Below are 20,253 nucleotides of genomic sequence, written 5' to 3' on the forward strand. Positions count from 1 at the left end.
TAATATCGAATTAATAGAAAGTAGTTTTAAGAAAGAGGCTTTAAAATAATTTAGGATTATTTTTGTTAATAAATTGTATAGATTATTGACAAAACAAAATCATTAATATATCATAAAATAATAAAAAGCAAATAATTATGATAAGCAATGATAAAGAGGAGTAGAAATTTTAAAGCATTATAAGAGAGAGGGAAAAGCTGAAAACCCTTATGTGGAAAATTTTGAAGGTAGCTTTTGAGTTTCTTTGGTGAAATTTTAGTAGCTGAAGACGGTTATCTAGACCGTTATTAAAATTAAGAGTTCATTAGAGCATTAAAAATAAATTATAATATGCTTACGTGAAAATAAAGGTGGTACCGCGAGTCTTCGTCCTTTTATAAGGATGGGGCTCTTTTTTTGTGAAAGTAAAAATAGAAAATAAAATTCCAACAGGATTTTTATATATAAAACTGAATATACATGGAGGAAAGAAAATGTCAGAAATAAAAAACATATCAACTACATATGATCCTAAAGAATTCGAAGACAGAATTTATAAGACATGGGAAGAAAAAAAATATTTTACACCTAAGGTGGATAAGAGTAAAAAACCATTTACAATTGTAATGCCGCCTCCCAATATAACAGGTCAGCTTCACTTAGGTCATGCATTTGATGATACACTTCAAGATATGCTTATAAGATTTAAGAGAATGCAGGGATATTGTACATTATGGCTTCCAGGCGAAGACCATGCTTCTATTGCAACAGAAGTTAAGGTTGCTAACAAATTAGCTGAAGAAGGCTATGACAAAAAAGAAATGGGAAGAGAAGCATTCCTTGAAAAAGTATGGGAATGGAGCGATAAGTATAGAGCTACAATAAGAAATCAGGTTAAAAAACTTGGAGTTTCTGCTGACTTTACAAGAGAAGCATTTACAATGGATGAAAATTTAAGTGCAGCTGTAAAGCATGTATTTGTTAAGTTATATAATGAAGGATTAATATATCAAGGAAATAGAATAACTAACTGGTGTACACATTGTCAAACAGCTTTATCTGATGCAGAAATAGAATATGAAGAACAAGCAGGTCATTTCTGGCATATTAATTATCCATTAGCTGATGGTTCAGGATATCTTGAAATAGCAACTACAAGACCTGAAACATTACTTGGAGATAGTGGTGTAGCTGTTAACCCTAATGATGAAAGATATAAACATTTAATAGGAAAGACTGTAATTTTACCATTAGTAGGAAGAGAAATTCCTATAGTTGGGGATGAATATGTTGATTTAGAATTTGGTACTGGTGCTGTTAAAATGACTCCAGCTCATGATCCTAATGATTTTGAAGTAGGTAAGAGACATAATCTTGAAATAATCAGAATTATGGATGATAAGGGAATAATTAACGAAAAGGGTGGAAAATATCAAGGTCTTGACAGATATGAAGCTAGAAAAGCTATAGTTAAAGATTTAGAAGAAGCAGGACTTTTAGTTAAGGTTAAAGAACATGTTCACAATGTTGGAACTCATGATAGATGTGGTACTACAGTAGAACCAATAATATCTAAACAATGGTATGTTAAAATGAGTGAATTGGCTAAACCTGCCATAGAAGTTGTTAAAAATGGAAAGACTAAATTTGTTCCAGAAAGATTTGATAAAACATACTTTAACTGGATGGAAAATATTCAGGACTGGTGTATTTCAAGACAATTATGGTGGGGACACAGAATCCCAGTTTACTACTGTCAGGATTGTGGTGAAATGATGGTTCTTGAAGAAGCACCAACAAAATGTACTAAATGTGGAAGTACTCATATTGAACAGGATAAAGATGTACTTGATACTTGGTTCTCATCAGCATTATGGCCATTTTCAACATTAGGCTGGCCAAACAAGACAGAAGATTTAGAATATTTCTATCCAAACAGCGTATTGGTTACTGGACATGATATAATCTTCTTCTGGGTTGCAAGAATGATATTCTCAGGATTACACTGCATGGGAGAAACTCCATTCCATACTGTACTTATTCATGGACTTATCAGAGACTCTCAAGGAAGAAAAATGAGTAAGTCATTAGGAAACGGTGTTGATCCACTTGAAGTTATAGACCAGTATGGTGCAGATGCATTAAGATTTATGATAGCAACTGGTAATGCTCCAGGTAATGACATGAGATACTATCCAGAAAGAGTTGAAGCTTCAAGAAACTTCGCCAATAAGATCTGGAATGCTTCAAGATTTGTTATGATGAACCTTGACAAAGATATAATGAACAAATATAAGGACTGCAAGGAATATTCATTAGCTGACAAGTGGATATTATCAGAAATGAATACAGTAGTTAAAGAAGTTACTGAGAACATGGAAAAATATGAACTTGGAATTGCAATGCAGAAGGTATATGATTTCATGTGGACAGAATTCTGTGACTGGTATATAGAACTTATCAAGCCAGTATTTTATGGTGAAGATGAAAAAGCTAAGGGCGTAGTTTATAATGTATTAAACACAGTTTTAGTTACTGGATTAAAATTATTACATCCAGCAATGCCATTTATCACAGAAGAAATATACACTCACTTAACTGAAGAAGAAACTATAGTAAATGCTGCATGGCCAGAATTTGATGAAGCTTTAGTAAACAAAGAAGCTGAAAATGACATGGCATATGTTATAGAAGCAATCAAGGGATTAAGAAATGTAAGAGCTGAAATGAATGTACCACCTTCAAGAAAGGCTAAGGTTATAGCTTACATTGCTGATGATGCTAAAGAAGCATTTACAAATGGTGCATCATACATTGAAAAACTAGCTTCTGCTTCAGAAGTTGAATTCATAACTGATAAATCTGTAGTTCCAGCAAATGCTGTATCTCTAGTAGTTAAAGGTGGAGAATTATTTATGCCACTTTTAGACTTAGTAGATAAAGATAAAGAACTTGAAAGATTAAATAAAGAAGTTAAGAAGTTAGAAGGCGAAATTGAAAGAATAGATAAGAAACTATCAAATCAAGGTTTCGTAGCTAAAGCACCTGAAGCTGTAGTTAATGCAGAAAAGGAAAAGAGAGTTAAATACGTTGAAATGCTTGAGGCTGTTAAAGTAAGAATAGATGCATTAAACTAATTTAATCTTATTTTGCAATAAAAAAATCACACTTTATATTGTAAAAGATATAAGGTGTGATTTTTTGTTTACAAAAATTATAGTTAAGAAGGATATAACAGAATAAATATTAATATAAATAATATAGTTAATAGTATTCTGGAGGAAAGCAATTTGAAAACAAAAAAACATTTTTTTAATCTAATGTTTTGGATTACATTATCAATATTATTTAATATTTATATATTTTTTAGTCGTGGAGAAACAAGCGCTATAGAGTATTTTGGAGGATACATAGTAGAAATGTCTCTAAGCCTTGATAATCTATTTTTATTTTTAATGATTTTTTCAAGTTTTCATATAAAAGAAGAATATCAAGAGAGAGTTCTTTTGTATGGAGTTTTAGGAGCAATGGTATTAAGGCTTGTATTTATACTTTTGGGAGTAAGTATTATAAGCAGATTCCATTCAATATTATCATTATTTGGAATAGTACTTTTATATAGCGGCATAAAAATGCTGTTTGGTCATGATGACAATGTTGAATTTAATGATAACTTTTCATTAAAAGTGTTAAAGAAGATAATGCCAATAAGTGATAGATTAGAGGGAAATAAATTTTTTGTAAAGAAAAACAAAGCAATTTATGCAACACCACTATTTGCTGTACTTGTTGTTATTGAATTTTCAGATGTGTTATTTGCTATAGATTCAATTCCTGCTATTTTCTCAATTACAACTGATACATTTATAGTATATACTTCAAATATATTTGCAATATTAGGATTGAGAAGCATGTATTATATATTGGAAAAAATGAATGACATGTTCAAATATATGAAGTATGGTGTTGGAATAATATTGATGTTTACTGGATGGAAGCTTGTGGCCATATTTTTTGGAATTGAGATTTCAGTTACAAATTCAGTACTGATTATTATGATTATTATGCTTGCAAGCATATTTGCATCTCTAATTTTTGATGATAATAGAGGCAGAAAGAAAAAAATACATTATTAGTTGTTAGTGAACAGAAGCATTGCAGTAAAATTAATTTATAGCAATGCTTTTATTTACATATATATAGTAATCTTTTCTTGAAGAATTATTATAATTAATATAGAATTTACTTAGGAAAATAAAAGAAAAAGAAGGTTATTAGATATGAAGATGACATATGAAGAAGCAATGGATTACATACACAGCATAGGAATGTTTGGTTCTAATTATGGCTTAGAGAGAACATATAGATTGTTAGAAGTATTAGGAAATCCGCATGAAAAGATAAAATTTATACATGTAGCAGGAACAAATGGAAAAGGATCTACTACAGCAATGATAAGCAAGATGCTTAGAGGAATGGGATTTAAGGTTGGAATGTATACATCTCCATATCTTGAAGAATTCGAAGAAAGAATACAAATAAATGGTGATAATATACCAAAAGATAAACTTGTTGAGTTATTAGAAAAAGTTAAAGGTGCAGTAGGCAGAGTAATAGAGGAAGGGTATTCTCATCCAACTGAATTTGAAATTATTACAGCATTGATGTTTTTATATTTCTATGAAGAAAAAGTTGACTATGGAGTAATAGAAGTAGGTCTTGGTGGGAGACTTGATTCTACAAATGTAATAATACCAGTAGTAAGTGTAATAACATCAATCAGTCTTGACCATGTAAATCTTTTGGGAAATACACTTGGAGAAATAGCAGGTGAGAAAGCAGGAATAATTAAAGAGAAAGTTCCAGTTGTTATATATCCACAAAAGAAGGAAGCAGAAGAAGTTATTTTAAAAAGTGCAGAAGAAAAGGGCAGCAGGGTATATAAAGTAAACAGAGAAGATGGAAAGTTTATTGATATAGATTATGAAAATATAACCCAGAATGTTGAGGTAAAGGGAATAAATAATATTTATAAAGTAGATTTCCCTTTACTTGGAGAGCATCAGATATTAAATTTATGTGTTGCAATAAATGCTATTGAAGTTATTTGTGAATTGGAAAATATAAAACTTGAAAAAGAAGTAATAGAAAAAGCTTTAAAAGATGTAAAGTGGATTGGAAGACTTGAGACATTAAATAGAAAACCATTGATTGTAATAGATGGGGCACATAATATCGATGGGATAAAGTCCCTTACTAAAAATGTGAAAAAATATTTTAAATATAATAAGATGTATCTTCTTCTTGGAATACTTGCAGATAAACAGGTAGAAGATATGATAAAAGAAATAACTCCTATGGCAGAAAAGGTATTTGCATTGACACCTCATAGTGATAGGGCAGAACTTAGTGAAGATTTAAAGATAGAAATAGAAAAAGTAAATCCTAATGTAAAAGCATTTGATGACTATGAAACTGCTATAAGAGAAGCAATAGCTGAAGCCGATTCTGATGATTTGATTCTTGTAAGTGGATCATTATACATGATTGGTGATATGAGAAAGATAATTAATAAAATAAAATAAAATAATTTTTATAAAAAAGGGTTGTGAGGGTTGTATGATTAACAATGTAAGTATTTTTGATAAGTTAAAGGAATTTTATGATAATGATAAAGAATTTTTTCAGGATTCAGAATTTTGCGGAATAAATGAATTTCAGGCAATTCATACATCTAAAAAACTTAAGGTATATGAACAAAACAGGAAAGCATATAATCTGTTGGAAAAACTTTTTGGAGAAACAGGGGATATAGGTAACATTAAAGAAATTGAAGAATATGTACAGAAAAATCCAGTTGTTAATTATTACCAAAGTATGGAGAGAATTGCTAAAGCTTTCTGTGAAAATGAGAATAAGAAAGCATGTGGAGAAAAATTCATAATTGATATACTTAAAAAAAGCTCCTGTAGTGAGCTTATAAAAGCAGCGCTTGTAATAGCTCCATTTGCAGTATCAGATATTGAATATATACTCAATGTTTATTCTATTGACAATGAATATCTGTTTTATGTTTTAAATGCTTATGAATATATAGGATATAAAAATGATGCATTTTTTCAGATTGCAAAGAGAACAAAGGGATATGGCAGATTTTTTGCAGTTATGCATTTGAAGCCTGTTACTTATGAGATAACTGAATGGATGATTGAAGAAGGAAGCAATAATGATGTGGCAGTGAGTCAATTGATTTATATAAATATGCTATCTATAAATCTTCTTGAATATATGAATAAAACTGAATTTTCTGAAGAAAAAATTGAAAAATTGTCAAAATCGTTCAGTATAATGTTTTCAGACTATGGTTTAAATGAAATAGAAAATAAAAAAGAAGTGTGTGTAAAACTGCTTGAAGAGATAGATAAATATTCAGGTAGTATATATTCATTGTATGCAGCGATTTCTATATTATATTCTTTGGAATCAGAACTTATAGAATATTACAATGATAAAAAAATAAATCTGCAGATGTCATTGTATGAGAATTATAAGGAAATTGTAGATATGTGCAAAAAAATATGTGATAAAGATGAATGGAAATCTGTATTGGATTCAAGGATAACAGATGAAGAGATAGAATCAAATGTAATAATAACATGTGCTGAAAAAATAGGGTATAAAATAAAGAAAAAAGATTTTGAAACTCTATTTAAGAAAGATCATACGAATCCATTGCTATATAAATATGCATTTTCAGCTGGAAATAGAAGCATAAAAAGAAGTTTGTATAATCTTGCGATGAAGAGTTTGAAAATAGATAATCTTACATCAGGACCAGATGAATTCACAATAAACAGTTTAAAATATGAAGATATTGAACATATCTGTTATTTTATAATGACTAAACATATGAAATATGAAGATTTTGAAGATGAATATAAGGAGTTTAATATGGAGGCTTTAAAGTCGCCATTAATAGAAACACGAATTAAAGCTGTTGAAAATCTTCAAAGATTTAAGGAAGAATTTAATGAAAGTGATAAACAGTATATAAAAGAATGTCTGAAATTTGAAATGGTAGGCAGTGTAAAGAGAGGTCTAAACACACTTATAACTGACAGTACCAAAAAACAATATAGAACAGTTTCTGTGGAGGAATTTTATGATGTAACACCTCATGTTAAGGATACATATCTTGCATCAGTATGTTTAGATGTTTGTGAAGAATGCGATTATTCAAGGTTGTTCAATAGAATTCAGGAAGATGATATAGTTTATATGGTTCAAGATCCAGATGAAAAAGAAAATATTGTAGCAGCAACAAATAATGGGATTGTAATTGGGAATCTTCCTAAATTCATAAAAGAAATAATGAACAATATGATATGCAAAGGCAAGTATTTTTATGGAAAAATAGAATCTATAAGTGATGATTGTAAAAAGATTTCTGTCAGTATTATTATGAGTTATAAAGATGTATTGGATGATATTGGTGATACTATAATGCTGCTATCTAATGAAAATGATCAATTTGTGCAATAATAAAAATGGACAATATAGTTATTGTCCATTTTTCATTAAATAAATATATTAATGTTCTTCTTTCCATGCAAGCAATGCTTTAGTAAGCTGGTCTGGACATGAAGTTCCTCTGTTTCTGCAATCAATTCCTTTTAATTTTGAGATTACATCATCAACTTGCATACCTATAATAAGACTTTTTATACCAGCAAGGTTTCCAGAACATCCTCCTATAAATTCTACATCCTTGATTATATTATTTTCTATTTCAAGATTAATAGTTGAAGCACAAACTTTAGATGTCTTATATGAATACATAAAATTACCTCCAAATTAAATAGCATATTTATATGCAACTTTTTTATTTTATTATTATATTATAGTGGTATTTTGTCAATAAATAAAGAGATTAGTAAAAATTAGTTGTACCAATACTTGAAAAGAAGAATATATTATTAGTACATAGAAAGAATTCTATAATGGAGGAAACAAGTGGATTATATTGTTTTATGCAATACAGGTTCAGATAGTTTAAGTAGAATAAACACACAATCATTAGATGTACAGAATTTTATTTTATCTAAGGAACCATTTTCAATTGGACCTCATGAATTAAAAATATGTGGGGAAAATATAATTTCAGCTAATAATTATGATAATACTATTTCAATTATTAAAAAAAGAAAATTGGAAGATAATTATATAGAAAAATATAGTGAAAGAAAAAATAGGATTTTATTAGAAGGTGAAAATGTATATATTGGAACATGTCCTAATGATGTGGCACAATATTTAAATGAAATTTTTGTTACCTGTGGAGAAGCTAATTCGGTTGCTGTATATAATATGAAAGAAAAGAGAGTGGATTTTGTAATTCCAGTGGGCTGTTTTCCTCATAATATAGAGATATGTAAAAATATGAAATTAGCTTTTACAAGTAATATGGGAGATGATACGATTTCTGTAATTGATATAGAAAAGAAACAAGAGATAAAGAAAATTACAGTAGAGAACACTCCCATAAAGATAAATTTATCAAATAATAATCATTACTTATATGTATGCTTGAGTTATCTTGGATATGACAAAGAAGGGTATATTGGAATAGTATCCTTAAAAACATTAGAGCTTATAGATAAAATAAAAGTGGGAATTTCTCCAGTAGATTTATATGAAGAAAGTGGATATCTTTATGTGTCTAATTTTTGTGGAAAGTCCATTAGCATTATAAATTTAGACAACCTTAAGGAAGAAAAGCAAATAGAAGTAAGTGGAATGCCGAGAGGAATTAGAAAAAGTAAAGAAAAATTATTTGTAGGTGATTATCTTAATGGAATGGTAAATGTGATAAATTTCAATACAAAAGAAATAAAAGCCATTACAGTTGAAAAAGAACCAAATGCAATGACTTTAATTAAAACATTATAAAGTGACATTGATATGAGAATAATATTTAGCACATTTTACACATATTAATTGATAAATGTATTTATTATAGAGTTATATATATCGGAAGGATTATCCTTCCATTTGTTACATATAGCTACAGCTTGATTTTTAGATGGTACAGACAGTTTCAATTCCATTAAAAGAGCTTGATTTTCTACTGCTTTTAAATCTACTATAAAGCTGTCATTATCACCTAATGTATAATCAGCATGAATAGTAAGTTCTTTTTTTATTGCTTCAATTTTCTCTTTTATATACTGATCTATTATAGATGTTTTTGACTGAGAGAGTCTTGATTTAAAAAGTGATAGAACAGTATCACCTTGCTTTGTTAATACCAATAGATTTTTATCATTAGTCTTATGATATTCAACAAATTTTGCTTCCTCAAGCTCAGATAAATATTGTTGAAAAGTAAAGTAATTTATAAAATTATTTTCAAGAATTATTTCTGTAAGCTGAGTATTTGATATTGGTTCATGTATTGCTTTTAATACATATAACATTAATAGTTTATTTTCTGCTAATTCTGATGAACTTTCGTACATAATTACCTCCACGACTAATGAAACTCTTATTTCATTATAGCATAAATTAATAATTATTGAATATAGTTAATAATAAAACAGTAAAGCAATATTTAAAGAGTATATGTTTTAAGGAGTGATAAGTTTGAAATGGAGGTTAAAAAAGATAGCTCTAGGAATATGGCTTGTATTTTCAGTAATGATGCTGTCTGTTGCAATAAATGGTAATGGAAAAACTGCTATGAGCAATATAGAAGAGGAACAACCTATTTATTCAGTTGATACAGAAGAAAAAGCCATAAGTCTTACATTTGATATTAATTGGGCAGAAAAAGATAATTTAAAAAGAATATTAGATATAATGGATAAATACAATGTAAAAGGAACATTTTTTATAATGGGAGGATGGGTAAATTATAGTCAAGAAAACATGGATAAATTAGTAGACATAAATGAAAGGGGGCATGAAATAGGGAATCATAGCTATATGCATCCTGGATTTACTAAAATAACTGATGAAAGAATGGAAGAGGAATTAAAAAAGACAGATGAAATTATAGAAAAAAATATAGGGAAGAAGCCGCAGCTGTTTAGATTTCCAAGTGGAGAATATAATAAACAGTGTTTTCAAAAAGTAAAAGGCTTAGGATATACATGTATACAATGGAATGTAGATTCAGTTGACTGGAAAGAATCAGGAGCTGAAATTGAATATAATCGTATTATGAAAAAAGTTAAACCAGGTTCTATATTGCTATTTCATAATAATGCTAAGTATACTCCAGATAATTTAGACAAAATAATAAAAGAGCTTCAGGAACAGGGATATGTTTTTAAGACAGTAGGAGAGATGATATACAAAAACGATTACAATATAGATAAAGAAGGAATTCAGCATAAAAATACCTAAAATTATTGAAAACAAACTAGTATCTGTATTATAATGGTAATATATGCTAGTGGGTGCATATATTTAATTTAATAATAATAATTTCCGATGGAGAGAGGGATTACAATGGATAATTTAATGCTAAATAACAAGATTTACCTAGAAGGTAAAGTGACATCTGAAAAAGAGTTTAGCCACGAAATGTATGGGGAGGGGTTCTATACATTTAATTTGGATGTAATGAGATTAAGTGACTCAGTGGATACTTTAAATATTACTGTTTCAGAAAGATTGCTAAATAATATGGATCTTAAAGTAGGCAGTGAAGTAATTGTTGAAGGTCAGCTTAGATCTTATAATAAGTTTATTGATGGATCAAACAAGCTTATACTTACAGTTTTTGCAAGAAATATTGAACCTTGTGTAGAACACAGTAAAAATCCTAATGAAATATTCTTAGACGGATATATCTGCAAAGAACCTATTTATAGAACAACTCCTTTTGGACGTGAAATTGCAGATGTATTACTTGCAGTAAATAGAGCATACAATAAGTCAGATTATATCCCAACAATTGCATGGGGCAGAAATTCTAGATTCTGTCAGACATTAGAAGTTGGTGATAATATTAAGGTATGGGGTAGATTACAGAGCAGAGAATACCAAAAGAAAGTTTCAGAAAATGAAGTTATAAAGAAAATAGCTTATGAAGTGTCAATATCTAAAATGGAAAAGGCTCAAAAAGAAGAAAATGAGTCAAATGCTGATGGCACAGAAGGAGCAGTATAACAGAGATTTAAATCTGTAATTACCAATGATTGATTAAAATTAAGTAAAGAAAACTTAGGAAAAGGCTATAGAATTATCAATGGTCAATAATTAATCAGAAGATTGTGCATAAAATTAAATCTATGAAAAAAGACTTCCTTATAAAATATATAAAAGAGGAAGTCTTTTTTATTTATGTATTTTAAACAGTTTTATTTTCTTAAATCATCTAAAAGCTGAGTTTTATCCTTTGTTTTGTCATCAACTTCTTTAATTATTTTTGCAGGAGAACCAGCAACAACAACTCCATCTGGAACATCTTCTGTTACTACAGAACCAGCAGCAACTACAGCACCTTTACCAATTTTAACACCTTCAAGGATTACAGAATTAGCACCGATTAATGCATTATCTCCAATTTGGCATGGTTCTTTACTTGGTGGTTCTAAAACACCAGCAACAACTGCACCTGCACCTAAATGAACATTTTTACCAAGTTGTCCTCTAGCTCCAACTACAGCATTCATATCAACCATAGTTCCATCACCTATTTCAGCACCGATGTTGATTACAGCACCCATCATTACAACAGCATTTTTACCAATTGTAACTTTATCTCTTATGATTGCACCTGGTTCAATTCTTGCATCTACTTCAAGTAAATCTAACATTGGAATAGCAGAATTTCTTCTATCATTTTCTATTCTGAAATGTTTTATAAGATGTTTGTTATCTAAAACTATTTTAGTTATAGAATCAGATTCTCCCATTAAGATATAGAATCCGTTAGAACCATACCATTCAACATCATTCATATCTGCATTACTTAAATCTCCATTAACATATACCTTGACTGGAGTTGATTTTTTTGATTCCTTAATAAATCTAGCGATTTCATAAGGATCTGTTAAATTATATGACATTATATCACCCTTCCTATATACATCTGCGACCTATTTAATTATAATAAAAAATGGCAATAATTAAAAGAGAAAAAATAGAAAGTTTGATAAAATAAGCAGTGTCTTTGATTTCATATTTTTGATAGAAATGAGAATAGGTGATAAATTTGAGATGAATGTAAAATATAAAAGAAGATATAATAATTTATATATGAGTATCAATTTCATTTGAAATTATATTATATATAAAGTAAAATTAAATAAATATTTATTAGATATATTGGGGGATTACATAGATGAATGAAAGAGTAAAACAAATTCAAATTTCAGGAATAAGGAGGTTTGCTGAAAAAGTTAAAAAAGTAGAAGGAGCTATTTCTCTTACAATAGGTCAGCCTGATTTTTTTGTTCCAATTGAAGTTTCACATGGAATGATAGATGCAATTGAAAGAAATAAAACTTCATATACTTCAAATGCAGGAATAGATGAATTAAGAGAAGAGATTTGTAAGTACTTAAATAGTTTTGGAATTACATATAGTAAAGAAGAAGTATGTATTACTGTAGGTGGAAGTGAAGGGTTGTTTTCTGTACTTTTTGCTTTAATGAATCCAGGAGATAAAATTTTAATACCAGGACCTGCATATCCAGCTTATGAAAATATTTCTATTATGATAGGTGCAGAAGTTATTAATTATAGGTTAAATGAAGATTTTACAGTTAATATTGATGAAATAAAAAATAGATTGGACAATGAAAAAATCAAATATTTAATGCTTTCATTTCCTTCGAATCCTACAGGAGCAATATTGACAAGAAAACAAAGAGATGAATTAATAGAAATTATAAAAGCAAAAGACATTACAGTAATAACAGATGAAATGTATGCTTCAATAATATTTGATGAGTATTATTCTGTAGCTCAATGTAAAGAAATAAGAGATAAAATTATATTTGTAAGTGGATTTTCTAAAATGTTTTCTATGACAGGTCTTCGTATAGGATATGTTGCATGTACAGATAAAAATATGAAAGAAATAATGAAAGTGCATCAATATGGTGTTTCATGTGCACCTTCAATAGCTCAGTATGGAGCACTTGAAGGACTTAGAAATTCAATGCAGGCTGTTGAAGAGATGAAACAATCATTTGAGAGAAGAAAAGATTATTGCATGAAGCGATTAAAAGAATTAAATATTGATGTAGTGGATCCTAAAGGAGCATTTTATATTTTTCCAAGTATTAAAAAATTCAATATGTCATCAGAAGAATTCTGTGATAAACTGCTTAATGAAGCTAAAGTTGGATTTGTGCCAGGAAATGCATTTGGAGATTTAGGAGAAGGCTATGTTAGAATATCATATTGTTATTCTGATCAGATATTAAAAGAGGCTTTCGACAGACTAGAAGTATTTATAAAAGAAAATTTTAAATAAAATATATTTGATAAATCGTGTCAAAATATGATGAAGTATTTTGACGCGATTTTTTTATTTTTAATAAAAAAATCGAATGGAGAATCAAAGAAGGATAGGAAATTATTATATTTAAAATAAATTTGAAATGTAAGTGTTAAAGAAAAATTTTATTTTTTAACGAAATGTTAAAAAATATTGATAAAGTTATGAATTTTGTCAAAAATATTCCCTGATATATTATTGCAATATTATTGAAAAATTAAAGAAATAGAAAAAAGTTATTTTAAAAATAGTGTGTAAATCCATGAAAAATAAAAGTGTATGTGAGAGAAATACATATGTACTTTAAGAAAAGATAGCATATTAAAAAGAAAAACGTTTACAAATTAATGAATTATAATTTATATAAAAAATATCTACACTAAATTAACTAATTGTTAAAAAACACAATAATGACAAAAAAATTCTCTTTATTTAATAAATTGACAACTAATTTAAATGATATATAATACAAATATGTTGACAAAAATCGAAGTGAGTGAGGGAGAAGAAAATGATTAAATACATAGGTAAGAGACTTGTAGCAAGTTTATTAACTATATGGGTTGTTATTACACTTACATTTTTTTTAATGAGGTTAATGCCTGGTGGTCCATTTGATGGTGAAAAACTTACTGAACAAGTAAAAGCTAATATGGAAGCTAAGTATGGTATGGACAAGCCTCTTAGTGAACAATACTTTATGTATATGAATAATTTAATTCATGGTGATTTAGGAGAATCAATGGTATTCAAAGGAAGAGAAGTTACAGAAACAATAGCAACTTCATTTCCGGCATCTGCAAAGGTTGGATTATGCAGTGTTGCAACTTCAATAGTCATAGGAATAACTCTTGGAATTGTTGCTGCATTAAAACGAAATACATGGGCCGATACTACAATAGTATTTGTTGTAACCTTGGGTATCACAATACCTAGTTTTGTAATAAGTGCTGTTTTAATTTATTTTCTTGCAGTTGAGTTTGGATTATTGCCGCCGACTGGATTTGGAAGCTGGAAAAATTATATAATGCCAGTTATTGCATTGTCAATGTCTTCTATGGCTTTCATAACAAGACTAACAAGAAACAAACTTTTAGATGTTCTTAAGTCTGATTATATTAGAACAGCAAAAGCTAAAGGATTAAGCAGAGGAAAAATAATTTTCAAGCATGCACTTAGAAATTCGCTAATTCCAATAGTAACATATGTGGGACCATTAATTGCAAGTATTCTTACAGGAAGTTTTATAGTTGAACAAATTTTTGCTATTCCGGGACTTGGAAATGAATTTGTACAATCTGTTACAAACAGAGATTATACAATGCTTCTTGGAGTAACAGTATTCTATTGTACAATGCTTATAACATTTAATTTCTTAGTAGATATATTATATGTAATTATTGATCCAAGAATTAAATTAGAAAATGCGGAAGTTTAGGAGGGGAAGAACATGGAAGAAAATTTAAATTTAGATAAAGAATTATTTGCTCCTCTGACTGATGAAGAAAAAAAGGTAGATGTTGTTGTACGACCAAGTATCAGTTATTGGAAAGATGCATGGATGAGATTAAAAAATAATAAAGTTGCACTTGTATCATTATGTGTAGCATTGCTTATAATACTATCTTCAATTGTTGTTCCTATGTGTTCAAAATATGATTATGCAACAAATGATCTTTCTATGACTAATTTAAAGCCAAGTGTTGAACATTTATTTGGAACAGATCATCTGGGAAGAGACATTTTTGTAAGAGTATTTATGGGTGCAAGGTATTCACTTACAATTGCAATAGTTGCAGCTTTTATAAATCTTGTGATAGGAGTTTTGTATGGAGGTATTGCAGGATATTTTGGTGGAAAAGTGGATGCTGTTTTAATGAGAATAGTAGATGTAATATATTCAATTCCATTAACTATATATGTAATAATATTTATGGCTATTTTAAATAAACCTGGTAGTAGTGGAAGCGGTCTCGGAACTATAATACTTGCACTTTCAATTTCATACTGGATTGGAATGGCAAGAATAGTAAGAGGAGATGTTCTTCAATTAAAACAACAAGAATTTGTACTTGCATCTAAAGCTCTTGGAGCTTCAAATTTCAGGATACTAATAAGACATCTTATACCAAACTGTATAGGTTCAATAATGGTTACATTAACATTATTAATTCCTGAAGCAGTATTTACAGAAGCATTCTTAAGCTTTATAGGACTAGGACTCGTGCCACCTAAAGCATCTTTAGGAACACTTGCTAATGAAGCAATGAAAGCTATTTATACATATCCATGGCAGCTGTTATTTCCAGCTGTGATGATTTGTCTCATCATATTATCATTCAATCTTTTTGGTGATGGATTAAATGATGCTTTAGATCCTAAGAATAAGAGATAGGAGAAAAGAAAGATGGAAAAATTATTAGAAGTAAAAGATTTACAGACTTCATTTAAAACTAATGTTGGAGAAGTAAAAGCAGTAAGAGGTGTATCTTTTCATTTGGATAAAGGAGAAGCTTTAGGTATAGTTGGAGAATCTGGATGTGGTAAGAGTGTTACAATGATGTCAATAATGAGGCTTCTTGCTGATAATGGAAAACTTACACATGGAGAGATATATTTTGATGGAAAAGATATTTCAAATATAAAAGAATCAGCAATGGAAGGAATAAGGGGAAATGAAATAGGAATGATATTTCAGGATCCTATGACTTCTTTAAATCCAGTATATACAATAGGAGATCAGCTTATAGAACCACTATTAAAGCATAAAAAATTAAGCAGATCTGAGGCGAAAAAGCAGGCAATAGAAATGCTTTCATTAGTAGGAATACCAAGTCCTGAAAAGAGAATGAAACAGTATCCTCATGAATTTTCAGGTGGAATGAGACAGAGAGCTATGATAGCAATGAGTCTTATTTGTAAGCCTAAATTAATTATTGCAGATGAACCTACAACTGCCCTTGATGTTACAATACAGGCTCAGATTCTTGATCTTATGAAAGATTTAAAGAAAAAGTTCAATACATCTATAATTTTAATAACTCATGATCTTGGTGTTGTTGCGGATCTCTGCAGCAGAATAAATGTTATGTATGGTGGAAAAGTTGTAGAGACAGGAAGCACAGAAGATATATTTTATAGAGGAAGACATCCTTATACATGGGGACTTTTGAGAAGTGTACCAAATCCTAAGGAAAATACAAAAGAAAAATTGAAACCTATAGAAGGACAACCACCAGATTTATTAAAACCTCCTGTTGGATGTGCATTTGCTGCAAGATGTGAATATGCAATGAAAATATGCATTCAGAAACAGCCTCCATTATTTGAAAATGGAGAAAATCATAAGACAGCATGTTGGTTATGTCATGAAAATGCACCAAAGATTGAATCACCTATAAGGAGGGAAAAGTAGTGGAAGATAAAAAGAATGATATTATTTTAGAAGTAAAAGATTTATGTAAGTACTTCCCTGCTAAAAAAGGAATATTTAAAGGAAGAAGTTATGTAAAAGCTGTAGATAAAGTTTCATTTACATTAAAAAGAGGAGAAACTTTGGGACTTGTAGGTGAATCAGGATGCGGAAAAACAACTACAGGAAGAACTATATTAAAACTTTATGAACCAACAAGTGGACAGATAATTTTTAATGGAAAAGATATCACAAAATATTCAAATAAAGAAATGGTTACTTTAAGAAAGAAAATGCAGATGATATTTCAGGATCCATATGCTTCATTAGATCCAAGAATGACTGTTGGAGATATTATTGGAGAAGCTATTGATATACATAAACTTCTTACAGGGGAAGCAAGGACTGAGAGAATAAGAAGCCTTTTATCAAAAGTAGGACTTATGAGTGACCATATTAACAGATATCCTCATGAGTTTTCTGGGGGACAGAGGCAGAGAATAGGTATAGCTAGAGCCTTAGCTGTTGAACCTGATTTTATAGTGTGTGATGAACCTATTTCAGCACTTGATGTTTCTATACAGGCACAAGTAATCAATATGCTTGAAGAATTACAGGAAGAGCTTGGGTTGACATATTTATTTATAGCTCATGATTTATCTATGGTTAAGCATATATCAACTCATATTGGTGTTATGTATCTTGGACAGATGGTTGAAAAAGGTGAAAGTAATGAAGTATATGATAATCCAAAGCATCCATATACTCAGGCACTTCTATCTGCAGTACCAATTCCAGATCCTGAAGTTGCAAAAAACAGTCAGAGAATAGTTCTTGAAGGAGATATTCCATCACCTATAGATCCACCACCAGGATGTAGATTTAAGGGAAGATGTAAATGCGCAAAACAGATATGTTCTGAAAAAGAACCTGTTCTTAAGGAAGTGGAGCCAGGACATTTTGTAGCCTGTCATTTATATTAAAAAAATAAATTTACTAAGTTTTTAATAATAAATCTTTCGCTGATAAAAGATATATGTTTTAATAGTAAAAATATATAATTTTGTAAAATGTCTATAATTCAGAGGAGTAATAATAAATGCTTCATAATTGATTATCAATTGTGTATTGCTAGTTGGAATATATAGATAAAAAAGCAATAAATCTCATTAGTAGAGTTTTATATTATATTTAATTATCAACCAAATAAGGGGGAAAATATATGAAGACAAAAAAAATAAAAAAGATCTGTTCTGTTATTTTGGCAGCAGCTCTTGGAATTTCAGTTCTTACTGGATGTGGAAGTTCTAATAATTCAGGTACTACAGGAACATCTAGTTCAGCAGGAGCACAGGAAATCACTTTTAATTTAGGGACAGATATAAAAACTTTGGATCCTGCTTTAAATCAGGCAGTTGACAGTGGTATTTTAATTGCCAATTTATTTGAAGGACTTTACAAGTTAGACGAAAATCAAAAAGCAATTCCAGGAATTGCAGAGAGCTGTGATGTTTCTGATGATGGGATAGTTTATACATTCCATTTAAGAAAAGATGCTAAATGGACAAATGGAAATCCAGTTACAGCAGGAGATTTTGAATATGCATGGAAGAGAGTAATGAATCCAGATACAGCTGCTGAATATGCATATCAGATGGAATATATAAAAGGAGCAGCAGAATATACAGCTGGAACAGGTTCTGTTGACGAAGTTGGAGTTAAAGCATTAGATGATAATACATTAGAAGTAACATTAACATCACCATGTGCTTATTTCTTAGAATTAACATCATTCCCTTGCTATTTCCCAGTAGAACAGAAAACTGTTGAAGGAAATGAACAATGGGCTAATAGTACTGAAAGCTATATAAGCAATGGTCCTTTTAAGCTTGCAGATTATAAGATTAAAGATCAAATTATATTAGAAAAGAATGAAAATTACTATGGAAAAGATTCTGTAAAACTTGATAAAGTTAATGTTAAATTTGTTGCAGATGAAACTTCAGCATGGGCAAGTTATACAACTGGACAATTTGATATGGTTTATGTAGTACCACAATCAGAAATACAAAAAGCTGTAGAAGATGGAACTGCACAAATATATCCATTCTTAAGTAATTTATATTTATCAATAAATATGACTGACAGTGTTCAAGGAATTGATCCAGAAGCAGCAAAAGCATTAAGTGATCCTAAGGTTAGAAAAGCAATGAACCTTGCTATAGATAGGGATTCATTAGTTGAAAATGTTAAAAAAGGTGGACAAATTGCAGCAAATGGTTTTGTACCTACAGGAATAACAGGACCTGATGGAGAAGACTTTGCATCAAAGGAATACTTCCCATCAAAAGGTAATGTTGAAGAAGCTAAAAAATTATTATCTGAAGCAGGATATCCAGATGGACAAGGGTTCCCATCAGTAGTTCTTCTTTACAATCCTGAAAAAGGAAATGGACCAGTTATGCAGGCTATACAAGATATGTGGAAGACAAATTTAGGTATAGATGTACAGCTTCAAAGCCAAGAATGGAAAGTGTTTATAGCAACAAGAAATGATAAGAATTATGAAGTTGCAAGAGATGGATGGGGTGCTGATTATGTTGATCCTATGACATTCTTAGACATATTCCAATCAACATCAGGACAAAACAATACTGGATATAATAATCCAGAATATGATAAGGTTATTGCTGAGGCAAGAGCTGAACAGGATGCATCAAAGAGATTTGAATTATTAAGACAGGCAGAAGATATGTTAATGGAAGATATGCCAGTAATTCCTTTATACTATGATACAGTACCTATGGGAGTTAAAAGCTATGTAAAAGGCCTTAATGTATCACCATTAGGATATATATACTTTGATAAAGCATATATTGAAGGAAAATAGTTATACTAATTTAGGTTAAATTAATGAATGATAAGCTATAACACAATATTTATTTTTGTGTTATAGCTTTATTTGTGTTTGGAGGGAATAAAAATATGTTTATATAGTGTAATCAGAGTTAAAAACATATATACTTGTTTTCTTAATAAAATATATTTTTAAACGCTTAAAATGGAACTGATATCATATTTAAATATGTTTTGATAATCATTTAATAACTGTAGCTATGTACAATAGAACATAAAAGGCAAAGTTTACAAAATATATTGACATATTTTTGCGGAACTGGTATCATATATCTTATAGAAACGATTACATGAGTGATAAGGGGGAAACTTTATGAAAGAAAAGATAGTAGCAGAAGAGATTTTAAAGTATGTTGGAGGCTTTTAACAGTTAAAAATAATCTATACAAATCTATAAAAATATATTTGTATTTATGATATAATCTTATTG

16 protein-coding genes and 1 other annotated feature are annotated in these 20,253 nt (G+C 29.4%); of the genes, 13 read left to right on the top strand and 3 right to left on the bottom strand.

Features of this window, described 5'->3' with window-relative positions:
* Positions 1-138 precede the first annotated feature (138 nt).
* Positions 139-377, top strand: a binding site (T-box leader).
* A 96-nt stretch (positions 378-473) separates the two neighbouring features.
* The 4 genes from Q0F58_RS10440 (at position 474) to Q0F58_RS10455 (ending at position 7,521) form a co-directional block, all read left to right on the top strand.
* Positions 474-3,116 carry a valine--tRNA ligase gene (locus Q0F58_RS10440; RefSeq protein ID WP_294376085.1) on the top strand — a complete coding sequence of 881 codons (2,643 nt, stop codon included), beginning with the start codon at positions 474-476 and terminating at the stop codon, positions 3,114-3,116.
* A gap of 153 nt (positions 3,117-3,269) precedes the next feature.
* A complete protein-coding gene (locus tag Q0F58_RS10445) occupies positions 3,270-4,115 on the top strand; it encodes a TerC/Alx family metal homeostasis membrane protein (RefSeq protein ID WP_294376043.1) in 846 nt (281 codons plus the stop codon).
* Positions 4,116-4,259: 144 nt separating this feature from the next.
* Positions 4,260-5,564, top strand: coding sequence for a folylpolyglutamate synthase/dihydrofolate synthase family protein (locus Q0F58_RS10450; RefSeq protein WP_294376045.1), 1,305 nt, complete (start codon positions 4,260-4,262; stop codon positions 5,562-5,564).
* A 34-nt stretch (positions 5,565-5,598) separates the two neighbouring features.
* Complete coding sequence (locus tag Q0F58_RS10455) at positions 5,599-7,521, top strand: DNA-binding protein (RefSeq protein ID WP_294376047.1); 1,923 nt, start codon at positions 5,599-5,601, stop codon at positions 7,519-7,521.
* Positions 7,522-7,569: 48 nt separating this feature from the next.
* On the opposite strand, the gene Q0F58_RS10460 is transcribed toward Q0F58_RS10455, so the two are convergent.
* A complete protein-coding gene (locus Q0F58_RS10460) occupies positions 7,570-7,818 on the bottom strand; it encodes a TIGR03905 family TSCPD domain-containing protein (protein WP_294376049.1) in 249 nt (82 codons plus the stop codon).
* 174 nt (positions 7,819-7,992) lie between these two features.
* On the opposite strand from Q0F58_RS10460, the gene Q0F58_RS10465 reads away from it, so the two are divergent.
* Positions 7,993-8,928: a YncE family protein gene (locus Q0F58_RS10465; protein WP_294376053.1), complete on the top strand. Its 936-nt coding sequence runs from the start codon at positions 7,993-7,995 to the stop codon at positions 8,926-8,928.
* 44 nt (positions 8,929-8,972) lie between these two features.
* On the opposite strand, the gene Q0F58_RS10470 is transcribed toward Q0F58_RS10465, so the two are convergent.
* Complete coding sequence (locus tag Q0F58_RS10470) at positions 8,973-9,497, bottom strand: DUF4364 family protein (protein ID WP_294376057.1); 525 nt, start codon at positions 9,495-9,497, stop codon at positions 8,973-8,975.
* A gap of 124 nt (positions 9,498-9,621) precedes the next feature.
* Between Q0F58_RS10470 and Q0F58_RS10475 the strand changes: the two genes are divergently transcribed.
* Positions 9,622-10,386: a polysaccharide deacetylase family protein gene (locus Q0F58_RS10475; protein WP_294376060.1), complete on the top strand. Its 765-nt coding sequence runs from the start codon at positions 9,622-9,624 to the stop codon at positions 10,384-10,386.
* Positions 10,387-10,491: 105 nt separating this feature from the next.
* Entirely contained in the window at positions 10,492-11,154 is a 663-nt protein-coding gene (locus Q0F58_RS10480; RefSeq protein ID WP_294376063.1) for a single-stranded DNA-binding protein, read from the top strand.
* Between the two features lie 191 nt (positions 11,155-11,345).
* On the opposite strand, the gene dapD is transcribed toward Q0F58_RS10480, so the two are convergent.
* On the bottom strand, positions 11,346-12,056 hold the full coding sequence (dapD, locus tag Q0F58_RS10485) for a 2,3,4,5-tetrahydropyridine-2,6-dicarboxylate N-acetyltransferase (RefSeq protein WP_294376066.1): 711 nt from the start codon (positions 12,054-12,056) through the stop codon (positions 11,346-11,348).
* Between the two features lie 275 nt (positions 12,057-12,331).
* On the opposite strand from dapD, the gene Q0F58_RS10490 reads away from it, so the two are divergent.
* The 6 genes from Q0F58_RS10490 to Q0F58_RS10515 all read left to right on the top strand — a co-directional run bounded on the left by Q0F58_RS10490 (position 12,332) and on the right by Q0F58_RS10515 (position 19,797).
* Positions 12,332-13,471: a pyridoxal phosphate-dependent aminotransferase gene (locus Q0F58_RS10490; protein WP_294376071.1), complete on the top strand. Its 1,140-nt coding sequence runs from the start codon at positions 12,332-12,334 to the stop codon at positions 13,469-13,471.
* 535 nt (positions 13,472-14,006) lie between these two features.
* The gene (locus tag Q0F58_RS10495) at positions 14,007-14,933 is read left to right on the top strand and encodes an ABC transporter permease (protein ID WP_294376073.1); all 927 of its coding nucleotides are present in this window, start codon (positions 14,007-14,009) and stop codon (positions 14,931-14,933) included.
* Between the two features lie 12 nt (positions 14,934-14,945).
* Positions 14,946-15,890, top strand: a complete 945-nt coding sequence (locus Q0F58_RS10500) for an ABC transporter permease (protein WP_294376075.1) — start codon at positions 14,946-14,948, stop codon at positions 15,888-15,890.
* Positions 15,891-15,902: 12 nt separating this feature from the next.
* A complete protein-coding gene (locus tag Q0F58_RS10505; protein WP_294376078.1) occupies positions 15,903-16,910 on the top strand; it encodes an ABC transporter ATP-binding protein in 1,008 nt (335 codons plus the stop codon).
* Entirely contained in the window at positions 16,910-17,890 is a 981-nt protein-coding gene (locus Q0F58_RS10510; protein WP_294376082.1) for an ABC transporter ATP-binding protein, read from the top strand. The genes Q0F58_RS10505 and Q0F58_RS10510 overlap by 1 nt, the downstream gene beginning before the upstream one ends.
* 239 nt (positions 17,891-18,129) lie before the next feature.
* The gene (locus tag Q0F58_RS10515) at positions 18,130-19,797 is read left to right on the top strand and encodes a peptide ABC transporter substrate-binding protein (RefSeq protein ID WP_294376083.1); all 1,668 of its coding nucleotides are present in this window, start codon (positions 18,130-18,132) and stop codon (positions 19,795-19,797) included.
* Positions 19,798-20,253 lie beyond the last annotated feature (456 nt).

The sequence above is a fragment of the uncultured Clostridium sp. genome, assembly GCF_934754915.1.
GTDB lineage: Bacteria > Bacillota > Clostridia > Clostridiales > Clostridiaceae > Clostridium.

Excerpts from the sequence above, each read along its gene's own strand:
- Q0F58_RS10455 (WP_294376047.1), top strand. The coding sequence starts at position 5,599 with ATGATTAACAATGTAAGTATTTTTGATAAGTTAAAGGAATTTTATGAT.
- Q0F58_RS10495 (WP_294376073.1), top strand. The coding sequence starts at position 14,007 with ATGATTAAATACATAGGTAAGAGACTTGTAGCAAGTTTATTAACTATA.
- Q0F58_RS10450 (WP_294376045.1), top strand. The coding sequence starts at position 4,260 with ATGAAGATGACATATGAAGAAGCAATGGATTACATACACAGCATAGGA.
- Q0F58_RS10515 (WP_294376083.1), top strand. The coding sequence starts at position 18,130 with ATGAAGACAAAAAAAATAAAAAAGATCTGTTCTGTTATTTTGGCAGCA.
- Q0F58_RS10470 (WP_294376057.1), bottom strand. The coding sequence starts at position 9,497 with ATGTACGAAAGTTCATCAGAATTAGCAGAAAATAAACTATTAATGTTA.
- Q0F58_RS10480 (WP_294376063.1), top strand. The coding sequence starts at position 10,492 with ATGGATAATTTAATGCTAAATAACAAGATTTACCTAGAAGGTAAAGTG.
- dapD (WP_294376066.1), bottom strand. The coding sequence starts at position 12,056 with ATGTCATATAATTTAACAGATCCTTATGAAATCGCTAGATTTATTAAG.
- Q0F58_RS10505 (WP_294376078.1), top strand. The coding sequence starts at position 15,903 with ATGGAAAAATTATTAGAAGTAAAAGATTTACAGACTTCATTTAAAACT.
- Q0F58_RS10490 (WP_294376071.1), top strand. The coding sequence starts at position 12,332 with ATGAATGAAAGAGTAAAACAAATTCAAATTTCAGGAATAAGGAGGTTT.
- Q0F58_RS10460 (WP_294376049.1), bottom strand. The coding sequence starts at position 7,818 with ATGTATTCATATAAGACATCTAAAGTTTGTGCTTCAACTATTAATCTT.
- Q0F58_RS10500 (WP_294376075.1), top strand. The coding sequence starts at position 14,946 with ATGGAAGAAAATTTAAATTTAGATAAAGAATTATTTGCTCCTCTGACT.
- Q0F58_RS10440 (WP_294376085.1), top strand. The coding sequence starts at position 474 with ATGTCAGAAATAAAAAACATATCAACTACATATGATCCTAAAGAATTC.